Source organism: Sporosarcina sp. FSL K6-2383, assembly GCF_038618305.1.
Classification (GTDB): domain Bacteria; phylum Bacillota; class Bacilli; order Bacillales_A; family Planococcaceae; genus Sporosarcina.
Window position 1 is genome coordinate 2599283 of the sequence record NZ_CP152017.1, and the last position, 26992, is coordinate 2626274.

26 protein-coding genes and 1 riboswitch are annotated in these 26992 nt (G+C 42.7%); of the genes, 3 read left to right on the top strand and 23 right to left on the bottom strand.

Annotated features, from left to right (window positions below):
• Positions 1 to 43 precede the first annotated feature (43 nt).
• From racE to MKZ10_RS12885, 7 genes are all read right to left on the bottom strand, one after another.
• The gene (gene racE, locus MKZ10_RS12855; protein ID WP_342505344.1) at positions 44 to 838 is read right to left on the bottom strand and encodes a glutamate racemase; all 795 of its coding nucleotides are present in this window, start codon (positions 836 to 838) and stop codon (positions 44 to 46) included.
• A 9-nt stretch (positions 839 to 847) separates the two neighbouring features.
• Positions 848 to 1255 (bottom strand): MarR family transcriptional regulator, encoded by a 408-nt coding sequence (locus MKZ10_RS12860; protein ID WP_342510193.1) that lies wholly within the window; start codon positions 1253 to 1255, stop codon positions 848 to 850.
• Positions 1256 to 1585: 330 nt separating this feature from the next.
• Positions 1586 to 1807, bottom strand: a complete 222-nt coding sequence (locus MKZ10_RS12865) for a LuxR C-terminal-related transcriptional regulator (RefSeq protein ID WP_203246748.1) — start codon at positions 1805 to 1807, stop codon at positions 1586 to 1588.
• A gap of 73 nt (positions 1808 to 1880) precedes the next feature.
• On the bottom strand, positions 1881 to 2324 hold the full coding sequence (locus tag MKZ10_RS12870; protein ID WP_342505345.1) for a thioesterase family protein: 444 nt from the start codon (positions 2322 to 2324) through the stop codon (positions 1881 to 1883).
• A gap of 152 nt (positions 2325 to 2476) precedes the next feature.
• On the bottom strand, positions 2477 to 3256 hold the full coding sequence (sdhB, locus tag MKZ10_RS12875) for a succinate dehydrogenase iron-sulfur subunit (RefSeq protein WP_342505346.1): 780 nt from the start codon (positions 3254 to 3256) through the stop codon (positions 2477 to 2479).
• A gap of 5 nt (positions 3257 to 3261) precedes the next feature.
• Entirely contained in the window at positions 3262 to 5016 is a 1755-nt protein-coding gene (gene sdhA / locus MKZ10_RS12880; protein ID WP_342505347.1) for a succinate dehydrogenase flavoprotein subunit, read from the bottom strand.
• Between the two features lie 63 nt (positions 5017 to 5079).
• The gene (locus MKZ10_RS12885) at positions 5080 to 5688 is read right to left on the bottom strand and encodes a succinate dehydrogenase cytochrome b558 subunit (protein ID WP_342505348.1); all 609 of its coding nucleotides are present in this window, start codon (positions 5686 to 5688) and stop codon (positions 5080 to 5082) included.
• Positions 5689 to 5913: 225 nt separating this feature from the next.
• On the opposite strand from MKZ10_RS12885, the gene MKZ10_RS12890 reads away from it, so the two are divergent.
• Positions 5914 to 6330: a YslB family protein gene (locus MKZ10_RS12890; protein ID WP_342505349.1), complete on the top strand. Its 417-nt coding sequence runs from the start codon at positions 5914 to 5916 to the stop codon at positions 6328 to 6330.
• Positions 6331 to 6369: 39 nt separating this feature from the next.
• On the opposite strand, the gene MKZ10_RS12895 is transcribed toward MKZ10_RS12890, so the two are convergent.
• The 14 genes from MKZ10_RS12895 to zapA form a co-directional block, all read right to left on the bottom strand.
• On the bottom strand, positions 6370 to 7599 hold the full coding sequence (locus MKZ10_RS12895; protein ID WP_342505350.1) for an aspartate kinase: 1230 nt from the start codon (positions 7597 to 7599) through the stop codon (positions 6370 to 6372).
• Positions 7600 to 7691: 92 nt separating this feature from the next.
• Positions 7692 to 7870, bottom strand: a riboswitch (Lysine riboswitch).
• Positions 7871 to 7918: 48 nt separating this feature from the next.
• Positions 7919 to 9712: an excinuclease ABC subunit UvrC gene (gene uvrC / locus MKZ10_RS12900; RefSeq protein WP_342505351.1), complete on the bottom strand. Its 1794-nt coding sequence runs from the start codon at positions 9710 to 9712 to the stop codon at positions 7919 to 7921.
• A gap of 63 nt (positions 9713 to 9775) precedes the next feature.
• Positions 9776 to 10090, bottom strand: a complete 315-nt coding sequence (trxA, locus tag MKZ10_RS12905) for a thioredoxin (protein ID WP_342505352.1) — start codon at positions 10088 to 10090, stop codon at positions 9776 to 9778.
• A 142-nt stretch (positions 10091 to 10232) separates the two neighbouring features.
• Positions 10233 to 10742, bottom strand: a complete 510-nt coding sequence (locus tag MKZ10_RS12910; protein WP_342505353.1) for a YfiT family bacillithiol transferase — start codon at positions 10740 to 10742, stop codon at positions 10233 to 10235.
• Between the two features lie 107 nt (positions 10743 to 10849).
• The gene (locus MKZ10_RS12915; protein ID WP_342505354.1) at positions 10850 to 11824 is read right to left on the bottom strand and encodes an electron transfer flavoprotein subunit alpha/FixB family protein; all 975 of its coding nucleotides are present in this window, start codon (positions 11822 to 11824) and stop codon (positions 10850 to 10852) included.
• Positions 11825 to 11908: 84 nt separating this feature from the next.
• Positions 11909 to 12682 (bottom strand): electron transfer flavoprotein subunit beta/FixA family protein, encoded by a 774-nt coding sequence (locus MKZ10_RS12920; protein ID WP_342505355.1) that lies wholly within the window; start codon positions 12680 to 12682, stop codon positions 11909 to 11911.
• A 26-nt stretch (positions 12683 to 12708) separates the two neighbouring features.
• On the bottom strand, positions 12709 to 13482 hold the full coding sequence (locus MKZ10_RS12925) for an enoyl-CoA hydratase (RefSeq protein ID WP_342505356.1): 774 nt from the start codon (positions 13480 to 13482) through the stop codon (positions 12709 to 12711).
• A gap of 24 nt (positions 13483 to 13506) precedes the next feature.
• The gene (locus tag MKZ10_RS12930; protein WP_342505357.1) at positions 13507 to 14088 is read right to left on the bottom strand and encodes a TetR/AcrR family transcriptional regulator; all 582 of its coding nucleotides are present in this window, start codon (positions 14086 to 14088) and stop codon (positions 13507 to 13509) included.
• Between the two features lie 92 nt (positions 14089 to 14180).
• The gene (locus tag MKZ10_RS12935) at positions 14181 to 15878 is read right to left on the bottom strand and encodes an AMP-binding protein (protein ID WP_342505358.1); all 1698 of its coding nucleotides are present in this window, start codon (positions 15876 to 15878) and stop codon (positions 14181 to 14183) included.
• Between the two features lie 267 nt (positions 15879 to 16145).
• On the bottom strand, positions 16146 to 16559 hold the full coding sequence (locus tag MKZ10_RS12940) for a DUF350 domain-containing protein (protein WP_342505359.1): 414 nt from the start codon (positions 16557 to 16559) through the stop codon (positions 16146 to 16148).
• A 214-nt stretch (positions 16560 to 16773) separates the two neighbouring features.
• Complete coding sequence (locus MKZ10_RS12945) at positions 16774 to 19128, bottom strand: endonuclease MutS2 (protein WP_342505360.1); 2355 nt, start codon at positions 19126 to 19128, stop codon at positions 16774 to 16776.
• A 16-nt stretch (positions 19129 to 19144) separates the two neighbouring features.
• Positions 19145 to 20851 carry a DNA polymerase/3'-5' exonuclease PolX gene (gene polX, locus MKZ10_RS12950; RefSeq protein ID WP_342505361.1) on the bottom strand — a complete coding sequence of 569 codons (1707 nt, stop codon included), beginning with the start codon at positions 20849 to 20851 and terminating at the stop codon, positions 19145 to 19147.
• A gap of 92 nt (positions 20852 to 20943) precedes the next feature.
• Positions 20944 to 21483, bottom strand: a complete 540-nt coding sequence (locus MKZ10_RS12955) for a CvpA family protein (protein WP_342505362.1) — start codon at positions 21481 to 21483, stop codon at positions 20944 to 20946.
• A gap of 9 nt (positions 21484 to 21492) precedes the next feature.
• A complete protein-coding gene (zapA, locus tag MKZ10_RS12960; RefSeq protein ID WP_342505363.1) occupies positions 21493 to 21753 on the bottom strand; it encodes a cell division protein ZapA in 261 nt (86 codons plus the stop codon).
• 177 nt (positions 21754 to 21930) lie between these two features.
• Between zapA and rnhC the strand changes: the two genes are divergently transcribed.
• Positions 21931 to 22866 (top strand): ribonuclease HIII, encoded by a 936-nt coding sequence (gene rnhC / locus MKZ10_RS12965; protein ID WP_342505364.1) that lies wholly within the window; start codon positions 21931 to 21933, stop codon positions 22864 to 22866.
• A gap of 43 nt (positions 22867 to 22909) precedes the next feature.
• A complete protein-coding gene (locus tag MKZ10_RS12970; RefSeq protein WP_342505365.1) occupies positions 22910 to 23479 on the top strand; it encodes a hypothetical protein in 570 nt (189 codons plus the stop codon).
• Between the two features lie 48 nt (positions 23480 to 23527).
• On the opposite strand, the gene pheT is transcribed toward MKZ10_RS12970, so the two are convergent.
• Positions 23528 to 25939: a phenylalanine--tRNA ligase subunit beta gene (pheT, locus tag MKZ10_RS12975; protein ID WP_342505366.1), complete on the bottom strand. Its 2412-nt coding sequence runs from the start codon at positions 25937 to 25939 to the stop codon at positions 23528 to 23530.
• Positions 25940 to 25951: 12 nt separating this feature from the next.
• A complete protein-coding gene (gene pheS, locus MKZ10_RS12980) occupies positions 25952 to 26989 on the bottom strand; it encodes a phenylalanine--tRNA ligase subunit alpha (RefSeq protein ID WP_342505367.1) in 1038 nt (345 codons plus the stop codon).
• Positions 26990 to 26992: the final 3 nt, after the last annotated feature.

A 26992-nucleotide genomic window follows, 5' to 3' on the forward strand; every position in this document is an offset into this window, starting at 1 on the left:
CGCAAAAACCCGAAATACCCGATAACGGACATTTCGAGCTATTTCACAATATAATATGTCTAACATCCGGCTTGTCAATCGCTAACCAATCCTCGACAATCGACAAAAATTGCTCAGTCTGTCCCGTTGTGTAAAAGATAGGAGCTACTCTTCTACTGTCATCTCGTTCGATGTTCCTTGACACTAAAATACACTCAACATCAGACACTGTCTCCACTGCCGATGAAATAATTTGAACATCGCTCGGCAAATGCGCTTGAATATGGTTCTGTAATAATGGATAATGCGTACATCCAAGAATAGCAACATCAAAATCCTTCACCACAAGCCCCGCAAGCCCTTTCTTCACAATACCACTCGCATTTTCCGACTTATACAGCCCACTTTCCACAATCGGAACAAAGTCAGGGCATGCAAGCGGATGAACCGTTGCACTTGGCAACAATGCATGGATTGCATCATCGTATGCATGACTTTTGATTGTTCCAACTGTTCCGAGCACCGCAATATCACCTGTTTTTGACGCCTTTACTGCACCTCGCGCACCTGGTACGATAACGCCAATAACTGGAAACGAAAAATGCTCACGAACTTCATCCAGTGCTACAGCAGTTGCCGTATTACACGCAATAACAAGCATTTTAATGCCCGTTTCGGACAACGCAGTAGCCATTTCCATTGTAAACTTTCGGACCTCTTGCGTTGACCGCGGCCCATATGGACAACGTGCATCATCGCCTATGTAAACAATCGGTTCGTTCGGCAATCGATTCAGCAGTTCTTTGACAACAGTTAGACCGCCCACTCCCGAATCAATTACGCCTATAGGTGCTTCCACTTGAATCCCTCAATCCTTTTTCATCTCTTGATGTAATTTACTTAGTAGCTCAGAAAAACCCTTCACTTGTTCTTCATCAAAATCAGCTAACACCATGTCCAAGTATACGCGACGCTTATCAATCACTTCCTCGATGACACGCTCTCCCTCACTTAACAAGTGAATCCGAACTACGCGGCGATCCTGTTCATCACGAACTCGCTTCACCAAATTGTTTTTTTCCATTCGATCTACTAAATCAGTCGTCGTACTGAATGCCAAAAACATTTTGTTCGACAAATCACCAATTGTCATATCACCATGTTCAAATAACCACTGCAGCGCAATGAACTGGGGTGGTGTAATTGTATAATTACTAAGAATTCTACGTCCTTGCTGTTTAATGATTGCTGCAATATATCTTAAATCCTTCTCCATCCTTGCCACTTCACTTGAATAGTGTTTAGGTAAATCGCTTTGTTCCGTCAACTAAACCAGCTCCTTGAAAAAGATTACTTTGTCTATTGTCGCCCTTTTTTATGTTTAAGGCAATACCTTTTATCTCGAATCAGTAGAAGACTCCTATCTCTATAGGTGTTGATAATGAATACTTGTTATGCAGTTCATTCAGTGAGTATTCAAAATTCCGCCGATTCAAGGTAAATCCTCAGACGGATCTTACTAGCAAGCCCAAAGAAATCCAGACGCAAAAAACAGCTGTGAAAAGCCTGCTATAAACAGGTCACACAGCTGCTACGTGAGATTGGATTACAGTTGTAACTCGCCCAGTCGCAATAATTCGACGATGGCTTGTGCCCTGCCGGAAACGCCAAGCTTTTGAATCGTGTTCGAAATATGATTCCGAACAGTTTTTTCGCTGATTCCGAGCCGTCCCGCGATATCTTTTGTCGTATGATCGTCAACGAGCAGATGAAAGATTTCTCGTTCCCTTGCCGTTAGCAATGAACGGTTTTTTGATTCCTCTGTCAAGACGCGCCCCTCCTATCCACTTTCACTCTAAAATATGTGAAGATAAGGTTGGCTGTGCCGGCTACTTGATCTTTTAATTGACGAACAACGACTTCTCTTGAACAGTCCAATGAACACCTTTCCCTGTTTCTCGACCAATCTGAACAATCGAACCACGACCTGTGATGACAATGTCACCTTTAGCATTCTTCACCATATAATGAATATCCATCGAACTATTGCCCAACGTAGCTACTTTTACATGAACAGCTAACGCTTCGTCAAAAAAGACCTGTTTCAAATAATCACATTGTAAATCTGCAACAACCGGAATCGTACTGCCTTCAGGATTGAGCCAATCATTCATCAATCCTGCATGTTTCAAAAACTCAATTCGCGCATACTCAAAATAAGTAAATGCCACTGTATTATTTAAATGACCATACATATCTGTTTCTGAAAAACGGACAGACACCGGAACTGAAAACGTAAATTCCGATGCCCACACGGCAACATCCTCTATGTAAGTTGCTTTCATTGATAAAACCCCTTCCTCCCATAAGAATGAATAAAAAAATGAATGAACATTCATTCTTTTATTCTATCAAACTTCTATACGGAAATAAAGCAATCCTTTAGACAGCAAAAACCCCGCAAGGCATAATGCCAAAGCGGGGCTTGAGACCAAAATCAGTCTACCATATGGTCGCTTCCGAAGAAGTTTTTGAACATTTGTACAGTTGTTGCACGGTTCATCGCTGCAATAGACGTCGTCAACGGTATGCCTTTCGGACAAGCCACTACACAGTTTTGTGAGTTACCACATTCACCGATACCACCATCCGTCATCAATGCCGCTAGACGTTCGTCTTTGTTCATCGCACCAGTTGGATGCGTGTTGAACAAACGAACTTGTGATAGCAATGCAGGACCCATGAAGTTCGTGTTGTCGTTAACGTTCGGACATGCTTCAAGGCAGACACCACAAGTCATACATTTCGAAAGTTCGTATGCCCATTGGCGCTTACGCTCAGGCATACGTGGACCTTCTCCAAGATCATACGTCCCATCGATCGGAACCCATGCCTTGATTTTTTTCAGTGAATCAAACATGAATTCTCTGTCAACAATCAAGTCACGGACGACCGGGAATGTTTTCATCGGTTCAAGAGTAATCGGCTGCGTCAATTTGTCAACAAGTGCTGTACACGATTGACGTGGACGGCCATTGATAACCATTGAACAGGCACCACAAACTTCCTCCAGACAGTTCATATCCCAGTTGATTGGAGTCGTTTTCTTACCTTCCTTATTGACTGGGTTACGACGTATTTCCATTAAAGCAGAAATAACGTTCATATTCGGTCTGTATTCCAACTCGAACTCTTCCCAATACGGCGTAGATTCAGCTGTATCCTGACGACGAACTTTAAATACTACTGTTTTCGTCGCAGTTAGTTGCTCGCTCATTTACGTCATTCTCCTTTCGTCGCGGAGTAGTCGCGTTTACGTGGCGCTACTAGGGACACATCAATCTCTTCATAGTGGAAGATTGGTGCAGATTGTCCATCGAATTTCGCCATCGTTGTTTTCATGAATTTCTCGTCATCACGGTTCGGGAAATCTGGTTTGTAGTGAGCGCCACGGCTCTCATCACGGTTCAGTGCTCCTAGTGTGATAACACGTGCTAAATACAACATATTTTTCAACTGACGCGTAAATGTTGCGCCTTGGTTAGACCATTGTTGCGTATCTGTCATACTGATGTTCTCATAGCGCTCAAGAAGCTCTACGATTTTATCGTCTGTTGCTTGTAGCTTGTCATTATAACGAACAACTGTTACGTTATCTGTCATCCATTCGCCAAGCTCTTTATGAATGACGTAAGCGTTCTCAGTACCATCCATTTTGAGTGTGTCATCCCACTTCTGTTGCTCTTCCGCAACTGCTGCATCGAAAATAGTCGATGGTAGTTCTTCAGCAGTACGCTTCAAACCAGCCATGTAATGAACTGCGTTTGGTCCTGCGACCATTCCACCGTAAATTGCGGAAAGAAGTGAGTTCGCACCAAGACGGTTTGCACCGTGCTGTGAATAATCACATTCTCCAGCCGCAAAAAGACCTGGAATATTTGTCATCTGATCATAATCGACCCATAGTCCACCCATTGAATAGTGAACAGCCGGGAAGATTTTCATCGGTAGTTTACGTGGATCGTCACCTGTGAATTTCTCATAGATTTCGATGATTCCGCCAAGCTTGATATCAAGCTCTTTTGGATCCTTATGTGACAGATCCAAGTACACCATATTTTCACCGTTGATACCTAGTTTTTGATTGACACAGACATCAAAAATTTCACGTGTCGCAACGTCACGTGGTACAAGATTTCCGTAAGCTGGATATTTTTCCTCTAGGAAGTACCAAGGCTTACCGTCTTTATATGTCCAAACACGTCCACCTTCACCACGTGCAGATTCACTCATAAGACGCAGTTTGTCGTCCCCCGGAATTGCCGTTGGGTGAATTTGGATGAACTCACCATTCGAATAGTAAGCTCCTTGTTGATAAACGATAGAAGCAGCAGAACCTGTATTGATAACAGAGTTTGTTGTTTTCCCGAAAATAATCCCAGGTCCACCTGTTGCCATAATCACTGCATCACCTTTAAATGCTTTGATTTCCATTGTTTTAAGGTTTTGTGCTTTAATACCACGACAAACGCCGTCTTCATCTAAAACAACACCAAGGAATTCCCAGTGTTCGTATTTCGTTACAAGACCAGCCACTTCATGGCTACGTACTTGCTCATCTAGTGCGTACAACAGCTGTTGTCCTGTTGTTGCGCCTGCAAACGCTGTACGGTGATGAAGTGTACCGCCGAAACGTCTGAAGTCTAACAAACCTTCAGGTGTACGGTTGAACATAACACCCATCCGGTCTAGTAAGTGAATGATACCTGGTGCTGCATCTGTCATCGCTTTAACGGGTGGTTGGTTCGCGAGGAAGTCACCACCATATACAGTATCATCTAAATGGATATCAGGCGAGTCGCCTTCCCCTTTAGTGTTTACTGCACCGTTGATGCCGCCTTGTGCACATACAGAGTGGGAACGCTTAACCGGGACAAGTGAAAACAGGTCAACCGGTGTACCTTCTTCCGCTGCTTTAATGACTGCCATTAGGCCTGCAAGACCGCCGCCAACGACAATCAATCTGCTTTTTGCCATTATTGTTTCACTCCTCAAATTATCAGTGATCTCTTTTTCAATCATGTTGCAAATCGAATCTAATTAAACGAATGCAAGTAGTGCTTGCACACCGATTGTAGCTAATACTAGGAATACCGCAATTGTAACGTACGTAACAATTGTTTGTGAACGTGGTGATTGTGCCAGCCCCCATGTCACTAGGAATGACCACAAACCGTTCGCCAAGTGGAACGTCGCCGCGATAACACCCGCGATGTAGAATGCCAGCATGAATGGGTTGTCTAAGATGTTAGCCATCATATTGAAGTCTACTTCAGCACCCAATGCTTTTTGAATTCTTGTTTCATAGATATGCCATGCAATAAAGATTACAAGGAATACCCCTGTCATTCGTTGTAGCATGAACATCCAGTTACGGAAAGTTCCGAAGCGTTGTACGTTATTTTTTGCTGTGAAAGCTATGTACAGGCCGTAAAACGCATGGAACATAAGCGGGATGTAGATGATAAACCATTCTAAAAACAGAACGAATGGTAAGTTCCCCATAAAGTTAGATGCAGTGTTGAATGCTTCTTCGCCGCGTGTTGCAAAATGGTTAATGACCAAGTGTTGGGCAACAAAAAGTCCAACCGGAATAATTCCGAGCAATGAATGAAGACGACGTAAGTAAAAATCTGATTCTCTCGACAAGTCTTTTACCCTCCCTTATTACTGAGGTTAGCAAATCAGTGTTGTCATCGTTTCGACACGAAGCAATCATTGACGGCTTCCCTCTTCGTGGTACAATATTAGAACATGTCCATTGTACTCCTCTGTTTTAAAGAGGTCAAGATGATGTGATTTATTTGTTGTAAACGTATTCCTTCTATTAAAAAGTATTTCACTTATTTTCATCCGAAAGGATTGCATACTCAATTGGAAAATACTACAAACCTTTCACCGACTCGTTTCGGCTATGACCTTTTACGCGACCATGTCTTACCCAGCATTCTAGGGGCTCATCAAGGTGAAATTCTCTACTGGGCAGGAAAAGAAATCGCTAGAAAATTTCCTGTTTTTAGCGTTGAAGAGCTCCCTGTTTTCTTTCAAGAGGCAGGTTGGGGAATTCTTTCCCTTGAAAAAACACAAAAAGATGAAGCCTTTTATACAATGACAAACGGCGATGAAATAAATATTCAAGACAGATCTTTTCAGCTAGAAGCTGGCTTTCTTGCAGAACAGTATCAGAAGTTGAACGGACTTCTGACTGAATGCTATGGAGAAGCTCAATCTAAAAAAGGACGCGTGTCATTCCAAGTAAAATGGGATACCAAAACTAAAATTGACTCGTAAAAAAGAGATGTGGCTATGATGGCTACACCTCTTTTTTCTTTATGAATTCACTATGACTGCATCCAATCCAAATTTTTCATGAAGTGTCGCTACAGCCTTCTCCATATCAGACTCTGGAATAACGACAGACACTTTGATTTCCGATGTACTAACCATTTTCACCGGAATTTCCGCTTGGCGTAAAATATCAAACATATTTGCCGCAACACCTGGATTAGAAACCATGCCACTGCCAACAATTGATACTTTTGCTAGTCCTACTTCAAAATCTGCACGACTATAACCCAGTGCTTTTTTATTGGATTCTAGAACATTGATCACTTCGGCAAAATCCTCTTTTTTAATAGAGAATGACACGGATGGTTGCACATCCTCCCTAATCGTCTGGATGATGATATCAACATTGACATGGTGTTTTGCAAGTGCTGTGAATATATTGGCAAGTGAGCCGTTATATGGAACATCGTACATCACTGTAATCCGAACAATATCTTGCTCAAAAGCAATGCCCCGCACAACTAAATTATTTTCCAAATCAATTTCCTCCTTGATAATCGTTCCTTGTCCATCTATATGAGCTGGCCTAACGCGCATTGGCATTTGATGATTTTTAGCAAATTCAACTGCCCTTGGATGAAGAACACCCGCACCTAAATTAGCAATTTCGAGCATCTCATCATAAGATATTTCCTCAAGCTTTTGGGCTTTTTTAATGAGCCTTGGATCCGTCGTAAATACCCCTTCGACATCGGTGTAAATGTCACAAACAGTTGCCCCTAGCGCAATGGCGATAGCGACCGCGCTTGTGTCGGAGCCTCCACGACCAAGTGTTGTCAGTTCTCCTTGTGCATCAGCTCCTTGGAAGCCTGTAATAACTGCGACAGTACCCGATGTAAGAGCAGCATTCACTCTGTCTGCTTGCACTTGTTCAATTCGCGCGTTGCCGTGAACGGACTCCGTTAGGACACCCGCCTGCCAACCTGTATAAGAATGTGACTCCACGCCTTGTGCGGTGATTGCCATCGCCAGGAGGGACGCTGTCACTTGTTCGCCTGTTGCCAGTAGCATATCGAGCTCACGTCGCCCTGCAGCTGGATTCACTTCTTGTGCAAGTACCAATAACTCATCCGTCGTTTTCCCCATCGCCGAGACAATGACCGCCACTTGCTTCCCTCGATTAACTTCCCCTGCTACAAGTCGTGCAGCGCGTGCAATTCTTTCCGGATTAGCGACCGAAGTCCCCCCGAATTTCATTACAATTCGTTCCATTATCCATTCCTCCGTCTTTATCCTGTACGCAAAAACGGCCCTCAATAAATTGAGAGCCTATTCCGATGGGAGACATCAGTAAAAAGATGCTCCGAACGGATAGCTCTCCAGGTAGTTAATACCTGACAGACTCCCACTTCTTCAATGGAAATCCAGCAAAACAATCGTGACAGTCGATTTTTCCGCTTCGGCGAATACCCCTTTCGATTCCCTTCATCAAGCTGTCGCCTTCTGGAAATGTACTATTAGCATCCGCGCCTCTATCCTCACTTCATATTTAATTATAAGTGAAAAAATTCAGTGCACTTACTTTATCATATTATTCTTTCTCTCGCAATGCCTCTTGACGAAAATACGTTTCGACCGCTTCGGCAACCGCCGCCGGTAAGCCCGCTTGTTGCAAATCTTCGACAGAGGCTTCCCGAATCTTTTTCACCGACTCAAAATGCTTTAATAACTGTTGTTTACGTTTTGGTCCAACACCCGGCAATCCATCGAGCGTAGATGTTAATGAATTCGTTTCACGCCGTTGCCTGTGGAATGTAATGGCAAAACGGTGTACTTCATCTTGTATCCGCTGCAATAAATAAAAGGCCTCACTTGTCCGTTTCAACGGAATCATCTCGATGGGATTGCCGTACAATAATTGCGCCGTCTGGTGTTTATCATCTTTCGCCAGCCCTGCAATAGGAATAGATAAGCCTAGCTCATCCTCAATAACCTCTCTTGCTGCCTCCATATGCCCTTTACCGCCGTCAATGACGACTAAATCAGGTAAAGGCAAGTCATCTGTCAACACACGACTATAACGCCTCCTGACAACTTCGCGCATCGCCCCATAATCATCATGCGCAGCGGCAGTTTTCGTCACATATTTGCGGTAATTCTTACGATTTGGTTTACCATCAACAAACGACACCATAGCAGAAACAGGATCAGCACCATACGTATGAGAGTTATCGAAAGCTTCAATGCGGAGCGGTATTGTAATATTCATCGCCTCACCAAGCTCCTCACAAGCTCCGATTGTTCGCTGCTCTTGCCGTTCCATCAGCTGAAACTTATCTCCTAGTGACATCTCTGCATTTTTAATAGCAAGATCCACTAGTGATTTCTTTTTACCTCGTTGCGGAATAAGCACATGGACGTTCAATAGCTCGCGAACGAGCTCACTATCAATGCCTTGTGGCAACAGGATTTCCTTCGGCAACAAATGCTCAGACTTACCATAAAACTGACCGATAAATGTCAATAGTTCATCTTCTGGCTCCTGATAAAGCGGAAACAACGATACGTCCCGTTCGATCAATTTCCCTTGTCGCACAAAAAAAACTTGGACGCACATCCAGCCTTTATCAACGGAATAGCCAAAAATATCACGATCTGTAAAATCATTCATCGTCATTACCTGTTTTTCCATAACAGCTTCAATATTTGTAATTTGATCGCGGTACTCTTTCGCGCGTTCAAACTCCAAGTTTTCCGCTGCGGCAGACATTTTTTCAGTCAATTCCTTTTTAACACTTTTATAGCCTCCATTAAGGAATCGACTAATGTCATCGACCATTTCTTTATAAACTTCTTGATCCACCTCATTGACACACGGCGCCAGGCATTGGCCGATATGATAATACAAGCACACACGATCAGGCATCGTCTGACATTTCCGATATGGATACAAACGATCAAGCAGCTTTTTCGTCTCTCCTGCTGCGTAAGCATTCGGATATGGACCAAAATATTTTCCTTTGTCCTTTTTCACTTGGCGCGTGATGATCAATTTCGGATGGCGTTCAGCTGTAATTTTCAAATAAGGATACGTCTTATCGTCCTTCAACATAATATTATATTTCGGATCGTACTGTTTGATAAGGTTTAATTCCAACACGAGTGCCTCAATGTTAGATGAGGTGACCATATACTCAAAATCCTCAATTTCACCGACAAGTCGCTGTGTTTTTCCGTCATGACTGCCCGTAAAATAGCTACGCACCCGATTTTTCAATACTTTTGCTTTTCCTACATAAATAACAGTTCCTTGTCGATCCTTCATAAAATAACAGCCCGGCAACTCTGGTAAAATCGCCAATTTTTGTTCAATCAATTCATTCATATCCGTCACCTACCTAAAAAAACCGGGCGCCAATGAAGGGACCCGGTTATTAATGAAATTATATTATGCGTGTTTTTCGATTAATTCAGCAAGTGCTTCTTTCGGTTTGAAACCAACCACTTTATCTACAATCTCGCCATCTTTGAACAGGATAAGCGTTGGGATAGACATAACGCCATAGTTACTTGCTGTTCCTTGGTTGTCATCTACATCAACTTTAACAATTTGTGCTTTGCCTTCGAATTCGCCATCTAATTCCTCAAGAACAGGAGCGATCATTTTACACGGTCCGCACCAAGGTGCCCAAAAGTCAACAAGGACAAGTCCTTCTTTAATATTTTCTGCAAAGCTTTGATCAGTCGCATTAATAATTGCCATGATAAAATTTCCTCCTTTAATAACTATGCTCGTAGTATATCATGCAGTCATTGCGTGAGCTAAATATATGCTTTGAATCAGAAATGTCTCCCGTTACGTTTGATACAGACACCAAGGAACCAGCCAATTTTCAATCATTTAATTACTTTGATAATGCAATTTTTATATGTGCTAAATGATGCTCTTCATGCCATGCTAACTTTGCCACTTTTGTTGCCACTGTAATTTCTCCGTTTTCTTGATGTGTGAAAATCCGGTTTAATTGCTCGTCAGTTAAACTATTTCCTAAAGATACGACGCGTTCATTTATACCTTCTAACATTTTAATAGAACTTTCTATAGGAAAATTTGTATCAGGTTGAACAGCCCACTTATCCTGGTCGAATGCCGGTATAGTTGGATTGTCATCTGTTAAAGCTAGCTTCAAACGCTGATACATATTTAACTGTGAATCTGCAACATGATGAACAAGCTGACGAACTGTCCAGCTGCCATCACGGTATGTTTTGCTTAATTGCTCATCGTTTAATGAACCGACCGTTTTTTGTAATCGGATGGTGTAAGTTTCGATTTCTTTAAGCCATTCTTGAATATTACTTAGCGTTACTTTTTCAGGAACTTGTAGCTTTCCAATTGGAAATGTGACATCCATCTTCAATCCCTCTTCCCTTTTTATTGTATTCATTACTCTATTTTTAAAAATAATTAGCTTAAAGGGCTTCGGAATGAAACTACTCCGAAGCCCTTTTACATATCATTTTAGTTCGCTTTCAATTTCTTAATTTCCTCAATCATCGTTGGAATGACTTCGAACAAATCTCCAACAATTCCGTAATCTGCTATTTTGAAAATATTTGCTTCCGGGTCTTTATTAATCGCAACGATGACTTTGGCGTTCGACATTCCTGCCACGTGCTGAATCGCACCTGAAATACCAGCAGCAATGTACAAGTCTGGTGTTACTACTTTACCTGTCTGACCAATTTGTAGGGAGTAATCACAATAATCTGCGTCACAAGCACCACGAGATGCCCCAATTGCTCCGCCTAATAGCGTTGCAAGTTCTTGTAGCGGCTCGAACCCTTCTGCACTTTTCACGCCACGACCACCTGCAACAACTACTTTTGCTTCAGAAAGGTCAACGCCTTCAGTTGATTTACGAACAACTTCAGCAATGACTGAACGTAGGCTCGTAATTTCTGTTGTAACAACTGACACATCGCCTGTACGGCTCGCATCTTGCTCTAGTGGGGCAATGTTGTTTGGACGCACTGTGATGAACAATAATCCTTCTTTGTTTTTCACTTTTTCAAACGCTTTTCCAGAATAAATCGGGCGAATGAATACAGCCGCTTCGCCTTCACCTTCGATAGCGGTTACATCTGAAATTAAACCAGACGCCAATTTACTCGCAATTTTTGGTGATAAATCTTTCCCAAGTGCTGTATGACCAAATACAACAGCATCCGGCTTCTCTTGCTCGTAAACCGCCATAAACGCTTGACTAAAAGCGTCAGATGTATATTGTTTCAAATGTGGATGCTCCACAGTAACGACACGATCCGCACCGTACTGGATCATTTCCGCCCCTAATGATTGAACTGCATCACCTAGCAACACACCAACTACTTCACCGCCGCCAGAAATTTGTTTTGCAGCTGCGATGATTTCAAAAGAAACATTACGCAATGCTCCTTCCCTTACTTCCCCAAGTACTACTACCTTGTTAGACATCTATAATTCCCTCCTATGACAATTCAAAGTTATGTTCTATTCGTCAAACTCATTTTGCCTCGGCAAGCCCTTGCCTGAAGGCAGTTAGATTACTTTCGCCTCAGAATGAAGTAGCGTGACAAGTTCTTTTACTTGATCAGCAATATCACCTTCAAGGACTCGTCCTGCCGCCTTTTGTGGTGGAAGATACACTTCAATCGTTTCTGTTTTTGCAGCAACATCGTCTTCGTCTAGATCCAAATCATCCAATTCAAGCTCTTCAAGCGGCTTTTTCTTCGCTTTCATAATACCCGGCAGGGATGGATAACGCGGCTCATTCAAGCCTTGCTGCGCCGTTACGAGTAAAGGCAATGCTGTTTCTATTGTTTCAGAATCCCCCTCAACGTCGCGAACAATCTTCACTGATGTGCCGTCGATTTCAAGATTTGTAATCGTTGTCACATAGTTAATGCCTAAAAGCTCAGCAACTCGTGGTCCGATTTGACCTGAACCGCCGTCAATTGCTACGTTACCAGCAAGGATTAGATCTGCATCTTTATCCTTCAAGTATTCAGCGATAATTTTTGCCGCTGTAAATTCATCCATCTCATCAAGATCGTCCTCAGTATTAATAAGGACCGCCTTATCTGCGCCCATTGCCAGTGCCGTACGCAATTGTTTCTCTGCATCTTCGTCACCGATTGTAATGACCGTAACTTCACCTTCGTGCGCATCGCGTACTTGGATCGCCTCTTCAATTGCATACTCATCATATGGATTTATGATAAACTCTGCACCATCATCAGCGATTTTACCGTTGGCAACTGTAATTTTTTCCTCTGTATCAAACGTTCGTTTTACTAGTACATAAATATTCATCTTGCAGGCCTCCTCAACTTTTTTAATTATTTTCCTGTAAATACAGGTTGGCGTTTTTCAAGGAATGCTTGGATTCCTTCTTTTGCATCTTCTGAGACGAAAACTTCACCGAACGAATCGGATTCCGCTTTGACACCTTCATAATAAGAAGCTGGTTTTGCATATTGCAGCATGGCTAGTGCAGCTTTCACTGCGACAGGGCTTTTCTTGGCAATCTTCTTAGCCAGTTCCATTGTTTTAGGTAATAACTCCTCATCTGAATAAGCTTGGTTAGCAAGCCCAAAACGAACTGCTTCTGAACCACTGATTGGCTCACTTGTCAGTAACATCTCTGCCGCTTTTGGCATTCCAACATAGCGCGGCAATCGCTGCGTCCCAGCAAATCCAGGAATTAAACCTAATTGTAATTCAGGTAATCCTAATTTCGCCGTTTCGGTGACGATGCGCATATGACAGCCCATTGCTAGTTCCAGTCCACCACCCAGTGCTGCGCCATGTATAGCTGCAATGACCGGCTTGGAGAAGCGCTCTAAACGTTCAAATACCGCTTGCCCACTGGCCGCCAACTTCGAGAACTCTTCACCTGTTGTAACGGATGTAAATTCTTTAATATCCGCACCTGCCGAGAAAAACTTTCCTTCACCGTGTAACACGATGACTCGTACTAATTCATCGTGTTCCACAAGGTCAAGGAGCGCATCTACTTCTAGTATAAGCCCGCGTGAAAGCGCATTCGCAGGTGGTCTGTTAATAGTCGCAACAGCGACACCTTCTTCAATAACGACTGTTAGAAATTCCATTCAATCCCCACTTTCAAAGGTAATTCAAGCTTTCAATGCATTCATGATGAGTCTATGTACTTCGGGTGTCAGTTTCATTAACTCGTATTTCTGGTCGTTCATCACCCATGAAGTGATTGTTTCATCAATTGTTCCAAATACCATTTGCCTCGCAAGTCGGATATCGAGTTCTGCATTAAGCACCCCGTTTTCAATTCCCTCTTTCAAGATAGCATCCAGGAGCATTAAATATTCCCTTAGTACTTCATTAATACGAAATCGTAACTCTTTATTCGACTGTCTGAGTTCCAGCTGTGTGACGATTGCTAGTTGACGGTCTTCATGTAGCACACGGAAATGATTGTCAATCATTCTGAATAACTTTTCAGAGGTACCAATATCTTTTTTCAATATAACCTCAACGTTATTGACGAAAATAGCCATCTTTTCCCTGAACACAGATATAAGAATATCTTCTTTATTTTTAAAATAAAGATAAATCGTCCCGTCCGCAACACCAGCTTCCTTTGCAATCTTAGAAACTTGTGCCTGATGAAATCCATTTTCGGCAATGACAACTACTGCCGCATCCACAATTTGCTTATATTTCGGCCTATCCCGCTTCACTACTAATCACCACCAAAAAAGAAAATATGAATGATGATTCATTCATATTTTCATATTATTATTTATTTATCATTGTGTCAAGCATTATTATATCACGAAGTGAGTCGTTCTTGTTCAGCTTTCTTCTTCTCTTCATCAACAAGTGCACGACGTAAAATTTTTCCGACAGCTGTTTTTGGCAGCTCACTACGGAACTCATACTTGCGAGGTACTTTGAAAGATGCTAAATTTTCACGACAATACTCATCTAACTGCTCTTCTGTAACTGAAGCACCATCCTTCAAGACGACATACGCTTTAACAGTTTCTCCTCTATAAGGATCCGGAACCCCTGCAACGACACATTCCTGAATCGCCTCATGCTCATAGAGAACTTCTTCAATTTCACGCGGATAAATATTAAAGCCACTTGCAATAATCATATCTTTTTTACGATCCACCACATAGAAATAGCCTTTGTCATCCATGTAACCGAGATCACCCGTTAAGAACCACCCATCACGGAAAGTCTGCTCCGTGTCTTCTGGTCTATTCCAATAGCCCTTCATCACTTGAGGACCTTTTACCGCAATTTCGCCAATTTCACCATTCGCAAGCGGCTCTGATGAATCTGGACCTAGTATACAAGAATCCGTATCTGGCCATGGTATTCCAATAGAGGCTTTCACACGTTCTGTTCCCCAAACAAGATTAGCATGTGTCACTGGCGAGGTTTCCGTCAAGCCATAGCCTTCGACTAGCTTCCCACCCGTAATCTTTTCGAATTTATCCTGTACTTCAACCGGCAATGCCGCCGAACCACTAATACACGCTTTTACAGATGATAAATCATATTTTGCTAGATCCGGATGATTCAATAGACCAATATAAATGGTTGGCGCTCCCGGGAATAGCGTAGGTTTCTGTTTGTCGATGGTTTTCAAAGCCGTTTCAAAATCAAATTTCGGAATGATAACCATTTTGTTACTTAACATAACCGATAAGACTAGGACGGTTGTCATACCATAAACGTGGAAAAAGGGTAGAATGGCCATGACTGTTTCTTTACCTTCTTCACATTTGTAAAGCCACTCATCACACATTTTAACATTGGCGTTAAGATTCGCATGTGTTAACATGACGCCCTTCGGCGGCCCTGTTGTCCCCCCGGTATACTGCAATAATGCAATATCTTCATCATAATCAAATGCATAGCTTACAGGGGTTGGTTTGGAGATTTTCATTATTTCAGTAAAGAGATGATTCATTCCACGATGCTCCACCTTGACCGTCATGCCATATTCTTTTTTCTGGATAAATGGATAAATCAAGTTTTTCGGGAATGGTAAATAATCTTTGATCCCCGTAATAATGACGTGCTCAAGCTCCGTGTTCTTAATGATTTTTGAAATCCGCGGAAATAAAATATCAAGAGAAATGATTGCCTTTGAACCTGAGTCTACCATTTGAAAGGATAACTCACGTTCTGTGTAAAGCGGGTTTGTTTGAACAACAATCGCCCCAATGTAGAGGATACCGAAATAAGCTATTGCTCCTTGCGGACAGTTTGGCAACATAATTGCCACACGATCTCCTTTTTCAATACCCAGCGACTTTAAATAGTTAGCAAATTTCAAAGCAGATTCATGGAATTCCTTGTAGGTAATGTCCTTGCCCATAAAATGCATCGCTATTTTTTCTGGATACTTTTTGCCCGATCGTGTTAAGTATTCCTGAATTGGAATCTGTTCATAATCAAGCGTCTTCGCAATTTCGGAAGGATATAAATCCAACCATGGTTTTGCCGTCATGTAAAAAACCCCTTTCTTCTCTCTATTCAATAACTTTGAATATTCTTCCTATAGTTAATTATAGAGCTAATTGAATACGCTTACAATGAATATTTATTTTAGAATAGAAAATAGACAAAAAAATGCCTTGACCGGCATATTTCGGTCAAGGCATTTTGAAGAATAACCAGCTTGGCGTGCCAAAGGTTAGCCAGTAAATTCCTACAGCGACGAAAAGAACACAAACTACTAGTAAAATTTTTGCTAACTTTTCCATATTAACGACTCCTATGAAATACTTGCCCCAATGACAAAGGATAATCCTACTGAAATCACCAAAGATATAAATCCAACGGAACGATTATCTGCTTCAATCTCTTTATCAATATTAAATTTCGGTGTTAGAAACTCAAATAATAGATAAGCAAAGATGAGCAATGTAAAGCCAAATAATCCCCATCCAATCATTTCAGGCAACGAATTATGCCGTTCGATTGAATAACGAAAAATATTACAGACACCAAAAATCTTGCCGCCTGTTGCAAAAGCAACAGATAGATTCCCTTTTCGGATTTCTTCCCAATTCTTATATTTCGTAACGAGCTCAAAAAGCACCATCGAAACAAGAAGACAAAGGACAACAACGCTAAAATAGCCCGCTGTTTCTACTAATGGATTACTCCAAAACCCAGTTTTCGTCATAATTTCAAGCCCCTTTTACGTTCAGTCATTCCTACCTATACGGATAAGGAGAGAAAAGGTTTCAAATAGGAGCATATTTTTTGTTTGAATTCAGCCAAACCCGCGCTGAACTCAAACAAAGCCTCCGGCGGATGTCACGGATTTTCATGGGAGCTTTTCGAGCAAGCTCGAAAAAAATCCGGACGCAATCACGCCGAGGCGTGATTGATTAGTATTACTTCAATTCCACGACTGTCACGCCGTGTCCACCTTCACCCGCTTCACCAAACCGATAGCTTTTCACGCGAGAATGATTTTTTAAATATTGTTGAATCCCTTGTCGTAATGCCCCAGTACCCTTGCCGTGAATAATGGATACTTGGTGATAATTTGATAATAATGCATCATCCAAATATTTTTCGGTACGGAAGATGGCATCTTCATAGCGCTCTCCTCGGAGGTCCAGTTCTAGTTTGATATGCGAATCTCTTCCTCTTACAGAAGTCGTCACAAAGGTTGGTTTCTCTTTTTCTGGCTTAACGTATTCTAAACCAGATTGGTCTAGCTTCATCTTTAAAATACCGATTTGAACGACCCATTCTGTGCTCGATACCTTTTCAATGAGTGTACCTTTTTGACCGTAACTCAGTGCTTTCACTTCATCGCCAGCTTGCAAAGGTCTTGGTGCTACTTTTGCTTTGACCACTTTTTTCGCTTCAACTGGTGTCGCACCTTCCAAACGTTTGCGCGCTTCGATTAGTTCATGCTCTTTAATATTGGCTCCGACATTTAAACGCATTGCACGTAAGTCTGAAATGACTGCTTCCGATTCCCGTTTGGCTTCCTCAACAATTTTCTTCGCCTTTTCTTTTGCTTTCTCTTCCAAACGCTCTTTCATACTTTCGAACTCGGCCAATCGTCCTTCCAGTTCACGTTTCAATTGCTCTGTTTCAAGCAATACTTCATGCGTTTGTTCGGCATCTTTTTCCGATTGAACACGACTTGTTTCTAGTGACACAATCATCGAATCGACTTCACCACGATCTGTCCCTGTGAAGGTTTTTGCACGCTCGATAATGCGCTCTTGTAAGCCGAGCCGCTTCGAAATTTCAAACGCATTACTGCGACCTGGCACGCCAATTAGTAGACGATAGGTCGGACTCAGCGTTTCAATATCAAACTCAACACTCGCATTGGCAACGCCTGGGCGATTATAGCCATACGCTTTTAATTCTGGATAATGGGTTGTTGCCATTACGCGTGCACCATGCCCATGTACTTCATCCAAAATTGAGATGGCCAGTGCCGCCCCTTCCTGTGGATCGGTACCTGAACCAAGCTCATCGAAAATAATTAACGAACGATCATCGTATTTTTGGATAATGTCGACGATATTGACCATATGAGAAGAGAATGTACTTAGACTTTGCTCAATAGATTGCTCGTCCCCAATGTCCGCGTAGATCGAATCGAATACAGCAATTTCCGAACCATCGAGGGCAGGTATCGGCAGACCAGCTTGCGCCATTAATGTACATAGGCCAACTGTTTTCAATGTCACTGTCTTACCACCTGTATTAGGTCCAGTAATGACGATGGTCGTAATATCTTTACCAAATTCAATCGTATTCGCAACGGCCGTTTCAATCGGTAATAGCGGATGTCGTGCTTTCGCCAAGCGAATATAGCCTTCGTTGTTCACTTCTGGCTTCGTACATTTATGCACCATGCCGAATTTTGCTTTCGCAAGGATGATATCAATTTCCGCCAAGACAGCGACTAATGTGAACAGATCATGGGCGATTTCCTGCACTTTGGCAGACAGTTCAAGAAGAATTTTCTCGATTTCTTCCTGCTCCTGCATTTTCAAGCGTCTAATTTCATTATTCGCCTGAACGACTGCATCTGGTTCGATGAACAACGTCTGTCCAGATGACGACATATCATGAATGACACCGCCATAATGGGAGCGATACTCCGCCTTTACAGGAATCACAAAACGGTCATTACGTATCGTTACGATAGAATCGGACAGCATTTTCGCCGCATTGCGCCCGCGTGTGTAGCTCTCTAGTTTTTCACGCACTCGACCTTCTTGTATACGCAATCCTTGTCGAATCGAGCGTAACGAACTAGATGCACTATCTACAACATGTCCATTGTCATCAATACACGCATTGATGTCATGCTCCAAGCCCGTCAAAATAGGAATCAATTCTTTTTTTGCAACGAAATGTGGAATTTCAATATCTTCATCAGCTACAATCGCTTCAATGAATTGACGTAAAATTCGGCTAGCACGGATGGTATTCGCAACCTCCATTAATTCATAAGCACTTAACATGCCTCCTTGTTGTGCTCGTTTTGCGTGGGGTCTAATATCGCTAATCCCCCCCATCGGCACATTTCCGCGGACGCGTAAAATAGCCAGCCCTTCATCCATTTCTTCTAGCAATCGAACAACCTCTTCAAACTCACTGACAGGTACTAATTTTTCTATATAAGAACGACCCGCAAATGATGTGCAATGGGTAGCCACAATATCCCGGATTTTATCGAACTCAAGTGTTTTTAAGACACGGGTTTCCAATGTCTTACACTTCCTTTCATTTCCGGACGATGTCACGGAGGAATTTATCGAGCGGCCATGTATTGACGACCGTTTCTTTTTTCAGCCAAGCTTTCTGACCGTATTTTACACCGATATCCATATATTTCAATTGATCAATAGCATGGGCATCTGTATTGATGGCGATAGAAACGCCTGCTTCCTGCGCCATGATCAAGTGGTCCGTCGCAAGATCTAATCGGTAAGGATTGGCATTTAATTCTAACACTTTACCGTATTCCTTTGCCCATTGAATAAGCTGGGGTACATCCGGATTATAGCCTTCACGCTGCCCAACAATACGCCCTGTTGGGTGCGCGATCATATCGACATTAGGATTTTTCATTGCCGTATGCAGCCTTTCCATAATTTGCTCCTGCGGTTGACTGAAACTTGAATGGATCGAAGCAATGACAAAATCGAGTTCACTTAGCAAGTCGTCATCAAAATCGAGTGTTGCATCTGGAAGAATATCCATCTCCGTTCCGCAAAAGATTTCAATGTCATCATATTCTTCATTTAACGCACGGATTTCTGCAATTTGTTGACGCACGCGTTCCGGCGTTAAACCATTCGCCACCTTCAAATACTCGGTATGATCCGTGATGACCATATAGGAATACCCTTTGGCACGGCAAGCTTCCACCATTTCGCGAATGGAATAGCCCCCATCTGACCAAGTTGTATGCATATGAAGATCCGAGCGAATATCTTCCAGCGTAATCAAACCGGCCAGCTCGTTGACACGATCGATTTCACTGCCATTTCTACGCAACGCTGGTGGAATGAAAGGCAGATCGAAGTGGGCAAAAAATTCGGTTTCCGACTCAAATTTCGTAACAATTCCCTCTTCATCCTCCACGCCGTATTCGCTAATTTTCAACCCTCTAGACTTCGCTAGTTGACGCATGCGCACATTATGATCCTTTGAACCTGTAAAGTGATGGATGGCAGAGGCGAATTGCACTTCCTTCACAAACCGAAAGTCCGCATCGATCTGTTCCTCCAAGTCGAGTGTGACAGATAATTTAGCGTCTCCAGCTGCAATGGTCGCAGCGACTGGTAAAGAAGCTAGCAGTTTCTCGCGTACAACGCTAGGCTCGTCCGTCACGATGATAAAGTCCACATCACTGCTTTGCTCCTCTGTCCGGCGATAACTGCCTGCAACAGAAAAACGGGCAATCTCAGGGATTCCTTGTAATTCTTGCTCCACAAATGATACGACTTTTTCCACCTGCCAAATCGGAAACTTACCTTGCCGGGTGCCTAGCAATTCTATTTCAGCCAACAGATTTTCTTCCGTTTTCTTACCAAAACCGGGAACCTTACTAACTTCCTGAGCCGCACATGCATCGCGCAATGATTCAACTGAATCGATACCGAGTGCTTCACGTAATTTGGCTATTTTCTTACCACCAAGTCCCGGGATTTTCAATAAAGGAATTAGCCCCTTAGGTACCGTCGCTTCTAGCTCTTGTAATAGATCAGACTCGCCTTTTTCCAGCAAATCCATAATCACCGCACCCGTTCCCTTGCCGATTCTTTTTAAAGTCAATATATCATCCATTTCAGCTAAACTACGCGGGTCGAGTTCCAGTACATTAGCTGCTTTTCTAAAAGCAGATACCTTAAAATGATTTTCTCCGAGCAACTCCATATACAAAGCAATTTTTTCAAATGTTCGGATGATCGTTTTTTTATTCAACAAAAGCCCTCCCTTGCTAATATAAAGTATCAGCACTCCTTAAAAGTCTAAATCGTCTTGAAAAAAGCTCCCCTCCATTAAGGGGGAAGCTGTCATTTCGTGTAAATGAACCACCAGTTTTTCACCGTTTCAGATAATAACGGAGTGTGTTCAAACATCGTTTCCGCCAGCATTGATTTGCTGATCAATGCTTGAAGGAAATCTATTGGCACCATTGCGAGCAAATAAAGGACGAGGAAAATGAGGATGTAGAACTCGATAAATCCAAATAAAGCTCCTGTAAATCGCGCAATAAAGCCTAAGACAGGTAAGTATTTCAAGAAATCGAACATAGACGCTATAAGCTGTAAAGCAAATTTTACGACAAGGAAAATGAGCACAAATGCTAGCAAACGATAAAAAGTACTATCCAAATCCAATTGTTCCACTGCTATTGACAGTTTAGAACCTGCCGTTACACCCGGATAAGGAATCCATAGAACAAACTTCTCTGCGAGTTGCTTATAGTACGAAAAAGCAACAACTAGTGCTACGATAAATCCTGTCATATGTATAATTTGTACAATGAGTCCTCGTCTAAATCCAGTGACGAGCCCTCCAAATAGGAGGATTAATATTAGTATATCAAGCATGTAAGACCGTCAACCCTTCAACTTATTCAATTCTTCTTCTATTTGTTCAACTTGCTCTTTTAATTTAAGATAATCATGTACACTATTAACGGCGGTGAGCACTGCGATTTTTGAACTATCGAGATACGGATTACGGGCACTGATTTCGCGCATCCTGTCATCAACCATCGAAGCGACCAACCGCACGTGATTGCTAGTTTCGGTACCGACAATTGTATAAGTCTGCCCGTAAATGTCAACGGTTATGCGTGTCTTCTGTTCGTCTGCCAATGACCTGACCTCCCACGATAAAATACGCCATAGCGTAATAGATTCAGCAGGGTAAACATCCGCTGAAGCAAGTTAAAAACTCTGTTACCAATCATACCATGAAACGGTTTCACTTGTAACGTCATATAGTATAAGTTTACAGATGACCTTTTCTGGCCAACGAAAGGAAGTTTTACATTGAGTAATCAAGTTATTTTAGTGGATGATCAAGGATTGAATAAAGTAATGTCCCATTATGCAGCATCCAAAATTGTGCGCAATGCACCCGGCGTCGTTTTTGCAGCAAAGCTAACGGACACATCCATCACAGCGTATAAATCCGGAAAAGTACTGTTTCAAGGTGGCGGAGCTGAAAGAGAGGCCGCTCGTTGGGCCAAGGCAGAAGGGACTAAAGCATCTGCAAAGGTCACTACGAAAGGCGATACACTGCCCGACCGACTTGCAGAGCTGTCCGTTTTAGGTTCAGATGAAACGGGCACCGGGGATTTCTTCGGCCCTGTGACAGTCGCTGCTTGTTTTGTGCGTGCCGATCAAGTGGAGCTCGTGCGTGAACTCGGCGTCAAGGATTCTAAGCAATTAACGGATGACCTCATGCGAAAGATTGCACCCGATTTACAAGCCGCTCTTATTTACAGCGTTCTGACATTAGAAAATGACAAATACAATGAAGTACAAGCTCGTGGCTGGTCACAAGGGAAAATCAAAGCACTTCTTCATAACCAAGCCCTTAAGCATGTATTACGGAAAATGGATGGCGAAAAACCTGATTATATTTTGATTGACCAATTTGCAGAACGCGGGATTTATTATAATCATATTAAAGCCGAAGCCGAAATTGTACGAGAAAACGTCTTGTTTTCAACGAAAGCTGAAGGTCTGCATATGTCTGTCGCCGCGGCATCCATTATTGCGCGTGTGGCCTTTTTAGAAGAGATGGATCGGCTTAGCGAAATCGCAGGGCTAGAGCTGCCGAAAGGTGCAGGAGCCAAAGTAGATGAGGTGGTTGCCAGAATTTTATTGAAAAGTGGCGAAGAAACGCTGAAATCAATGACGAAATGGCATTTTGCTAATGCGGGAAAAGCAAAGGCGATTGCTGCCCGAAAAAGAAAGTAACTTTTTTGAACTTCAACCGTTCTAATTAAATGAGGTGATACTAGTGAGAAAATTCTTTTTTCTATTCTGCTGTATTTTTTTGCTTAGCGCATGTGGAGTTAGCGGGAAAGTAAACTCTGGTAAACAGCTCTCTCTTCCACCACCAGAAGCTGAAGTACAAGAAGGTGATTTCATTTACAAGCTGTCCACTGAAAAAGATGTCTATGATACATTCAGTGGTTCTGCAATTTTCGCGGAATTAACGTATATAGGGGAAAAGGACTCCATTGATATTTACCATGCAGCGTCTCCATTTCATTTCCCATTGGAGGAAAGGACACGTGGCATCGAAGTCGATTACGCGATGAATGAACCGCTTATTATCACGACGTTGAAAAAAGGAGAACCGTTGCGTCAAAAATATAACTTCGCCGGCGGTTATAGTGATCAAGATGAGGAAGAATACGTCGAATTTATTAAGTCAATGATAAATGAAGAGTTTCCCGAGGGCGAATATATCATTCATGGCTCTGCCCAATTTACGACCGCTGACCCTTCACAAACAACGGACGAAGAACGTTTTCAATTGCAAGTTGATATTGGCTTTACAGTTGTGGAGCCTGTTAGTCGATAAAGCAAAAGACTGCACATGGAATCTAAATTCCTTGTGCAGTCTTTTTAGTTACCCTCGAAGCAATGCTCCTGCTTCAGTTGTTAGTGCATTCAACACTTTGTCATGCGCTTTGACGACTTCTTCATCTGTCAATGTGCGCTCTGGGTCTGCGTACGTCAATGAGAATGCAACAGATTTCTTGCCTTCCTCGACGTTCGCTCCTTCGTACAAGTCAAACAAACGAACCGTTTTCAGCAATTTGCCACCCGCGTTGCGAATAACATGCTCCAGTGTACCTGCAGATGTTTCACTCGATACAACAAGTGCAATATCCCTTGAAATCGATGGGAAACGTGGAACTTGTACATAGACTAATTCAGCCGTTTCAATCGCAAGGATTTTCGCAAGATTCATCTCCATCACATAGGTGTTTTTCAAATCGCGCTTTTTCTGTTCTGTCGGGTGAATTTGGCCAATCAAACCAATTCGCTCGCCATTATAGAAAACATTTGCTGTGCGACCTGGGTGCATACCATCTAGCTGTGCTTGTTCGAATGATAAGCCTTCCACTAGCCCAAGACTATCCATCATGCCTTCGACAATGCCTTTCAGCACGAAGAAATCAACCATCTTCGTTTCAGCCTGCCATGCGTGATCCACCCATTTACCCGTCATCACTGCTGCTACATGCTCAACTTCCTGTGGCAGACCATCTTCTTGCTCCCCGAGGAATACGGAACCTGTTTCATACAATGCAACCGAGTCCATACGGCGTGCCACGTTATAAGTCGCGGCTTCCAATAAATGCGGAATGATACTTTGACGCAGTATACTGCGGTCTTCACTCATTGGCATCAACAGCTCCGTGACAGGTGCAGTTTCAAGTGCATAGGCTTGCGCCTGCTCTTTCGATGTCAATGAATAGGACAATGCCTGATACAATCCTGCCCCTTCAAGGAACGCTCTCACTGTACGGCGTTTTGCCTGATATGGTGATAAGCCACCTGGTGTTGATTCCGTAACCGGGAGTGTCATTGGAATATGGTCATAGCCATACATACGCGCGATTTCCTCGATAATATCTTCTTCGATACGCAAATCCTGTCTGCGCGTCGGTGCGTCAATCACGAGTTTGCCATTAACAGCTTCTGTTGGGATTTGCAGTCTATCTAAAATGGACAGCATTTCTTCTAGTGAGATTTTCATACCAAGACGATTATTAATATAATCTGGTGAAACTGTAATGCGTACTGGTGTCTTATCAAGTTCTTCGACAATAACTGAACCACTTAACACTTCGCCGCCTGCGATGTCAGCCATCAACTGAGCTGCACGTTCTGCCGCTGCAATGACACGCTGCGGATCAACGCCTTTTTCAAAGCGTGTACTTGCGTCACTGCGCAGTCCAAGCTCTCTCGAAGTTTGACGGACAGATCCAGGTGCAAAATAAGCCGATTCAATGACAACTGTTGTCGTGCCATCATGCACTTCGGAATTTAATCCACCCATAACACCTGCAATAGCGACAGGTTCTTTGCCATTTGTAATAACGAGGTTATGCGATTTCAATGTCCGCTCTGTTTCATCTAACGTCGTAATTTTTTCGTCTTCTTCTGCCAAACGAACAACGATTTCACCCGTACCAAGACGATCGTAATCGAATGCATGAAGTGGTTGACCGTATTCCATCAATACGTAGTTCGTAATGTCGACTACATTATTATGCGGACGTACACCAGCCGCCATCAAACGGTTTTGCAACCATAAAGGTGATTCAGCAATTTTGACGTTTTTCACGACTTTTGCTACATACATCGGATTATCTTCTTTTGCATCGATACGCAATTTCAGTACATCTTCTGCTTTATCAGTCGATTCCGTATACGTAATTTCAGACAATTGAATGCCTTGTGATAAAATCGCACCAACCTCATAAGCTACACCTAACATGCTAAGCGCATCCGAACGATTTGGTGTCAAATCAAATTCAAGCACCATGTCGTCGAGTCCAATAAGCGGCAATGCATTTTCTCCAGGTACTGCAGTATCAGGTAGCACGTATATACCTTCCGCGTACGCTTTTGGTACAAGTTTACCTTCAACAGCAAGCTCTTGTAATGAACAAATCATACCGTTCGACTCTTCACCACGCAATTTTGCTTTTTTAATTTTAAAATTACCTGGTAGTACTGCACCAGGACGTGCAACGATTACTTTTTGCCCTTCAGCAATGTTTGACGCACCACAAATAATTTGTGTCACTTCTTCTCCAACGTCCACTTGACAAATATTTAATTTATCGGCTTCTGGGTGTTTCACACATTCCTTTACATAGCCAACTACTACGTTCGTCATGCCTTGAGAACGGTCGATAATCGAATCGACTTCAATGCCTGAACGTGTAATTTTTTCCGCAAGTTCCTCAGGAGAAATACCCTCTATATTTACATAATCACTTAGCCATTTTGTAGATACTAACATGTCTTCTCCTCCTTAAGCTTCTGTCCGATGGAATTGTGATACAAAACGCACGTCATTCGTATAGAAATGACGAATATCTTCCACACCGTATTTTAACATTGCAATCCGTTCAGGCCCCATACCGAAAGCGAAACCTGATACGACAGAAGGATCATAACCAGCCATTTTCAGCACGTTTGGATGTACCATACCGGCACCCAAAATTTCAATCCAACCCGTTTTTTTACATACATTACAACCGTCTCCGCCACATTTAAAGCATGAAATATCCATCTCAACAGATGGCTCTGTGAACGGGAAGAAGCTTGGGCGCAAACGGATTTCCCGCTCATCACCAAACATTTTTTTCGAGAATAAAGACAATGTCCCTTTCAAATCGCTCATGCGAATATCTTCGCCGATGACAAGCCCTTCAATTTGTGTGAATTGATGCGAATGCGTCGCATCATCACTATCCCGACGATACACTTTACCCGGGCAAATGATTTTAATCGGCGCGCCGCCCTTCGCTTCCATCGTCCGTGCTTGAACAGGTGACGTATGCGTGCGAAGAAGTATATCTTCTGAAATATAGAAAGAATCCTGCATATCACGTGCTGGGTGCCCTTTCGGCAAGTTCAGTGCCTCAAAATTATAATAATCTTTTTCAACTTCAGGACCTTCCGCAATTTCATAGCCCATGCTGATGAAGAAGTCTTCGATTTCTTCCACAACACGTGTCAGCGGGTGATGATTACCCGTACGCGCTGGACGACCTGGCAATGTCACATCAATTGATTCGTTGGCAAGCTGTTCGTTGATGGCTTGTTCCTCAAGTTTCTCCATACGCTCTTCCAGTACTTCTGTTACTGCTTCACGAATGACATTGACGAGCGCCCCCATTTTCGGACGTTCCTCAGCCGGTAATTTCCCCATGCCTTTTAGCAAGTCAGTAATAGGCCCTTTTTTCCCTAAGTAAGCAACACGGACTTCGTTTAACGCTTTTACATCTGAAGCAGCCTCAATTTTTGCGAGTGCCTCATCTTTCAACTGTTCTAATTGTGCTTCCATTGT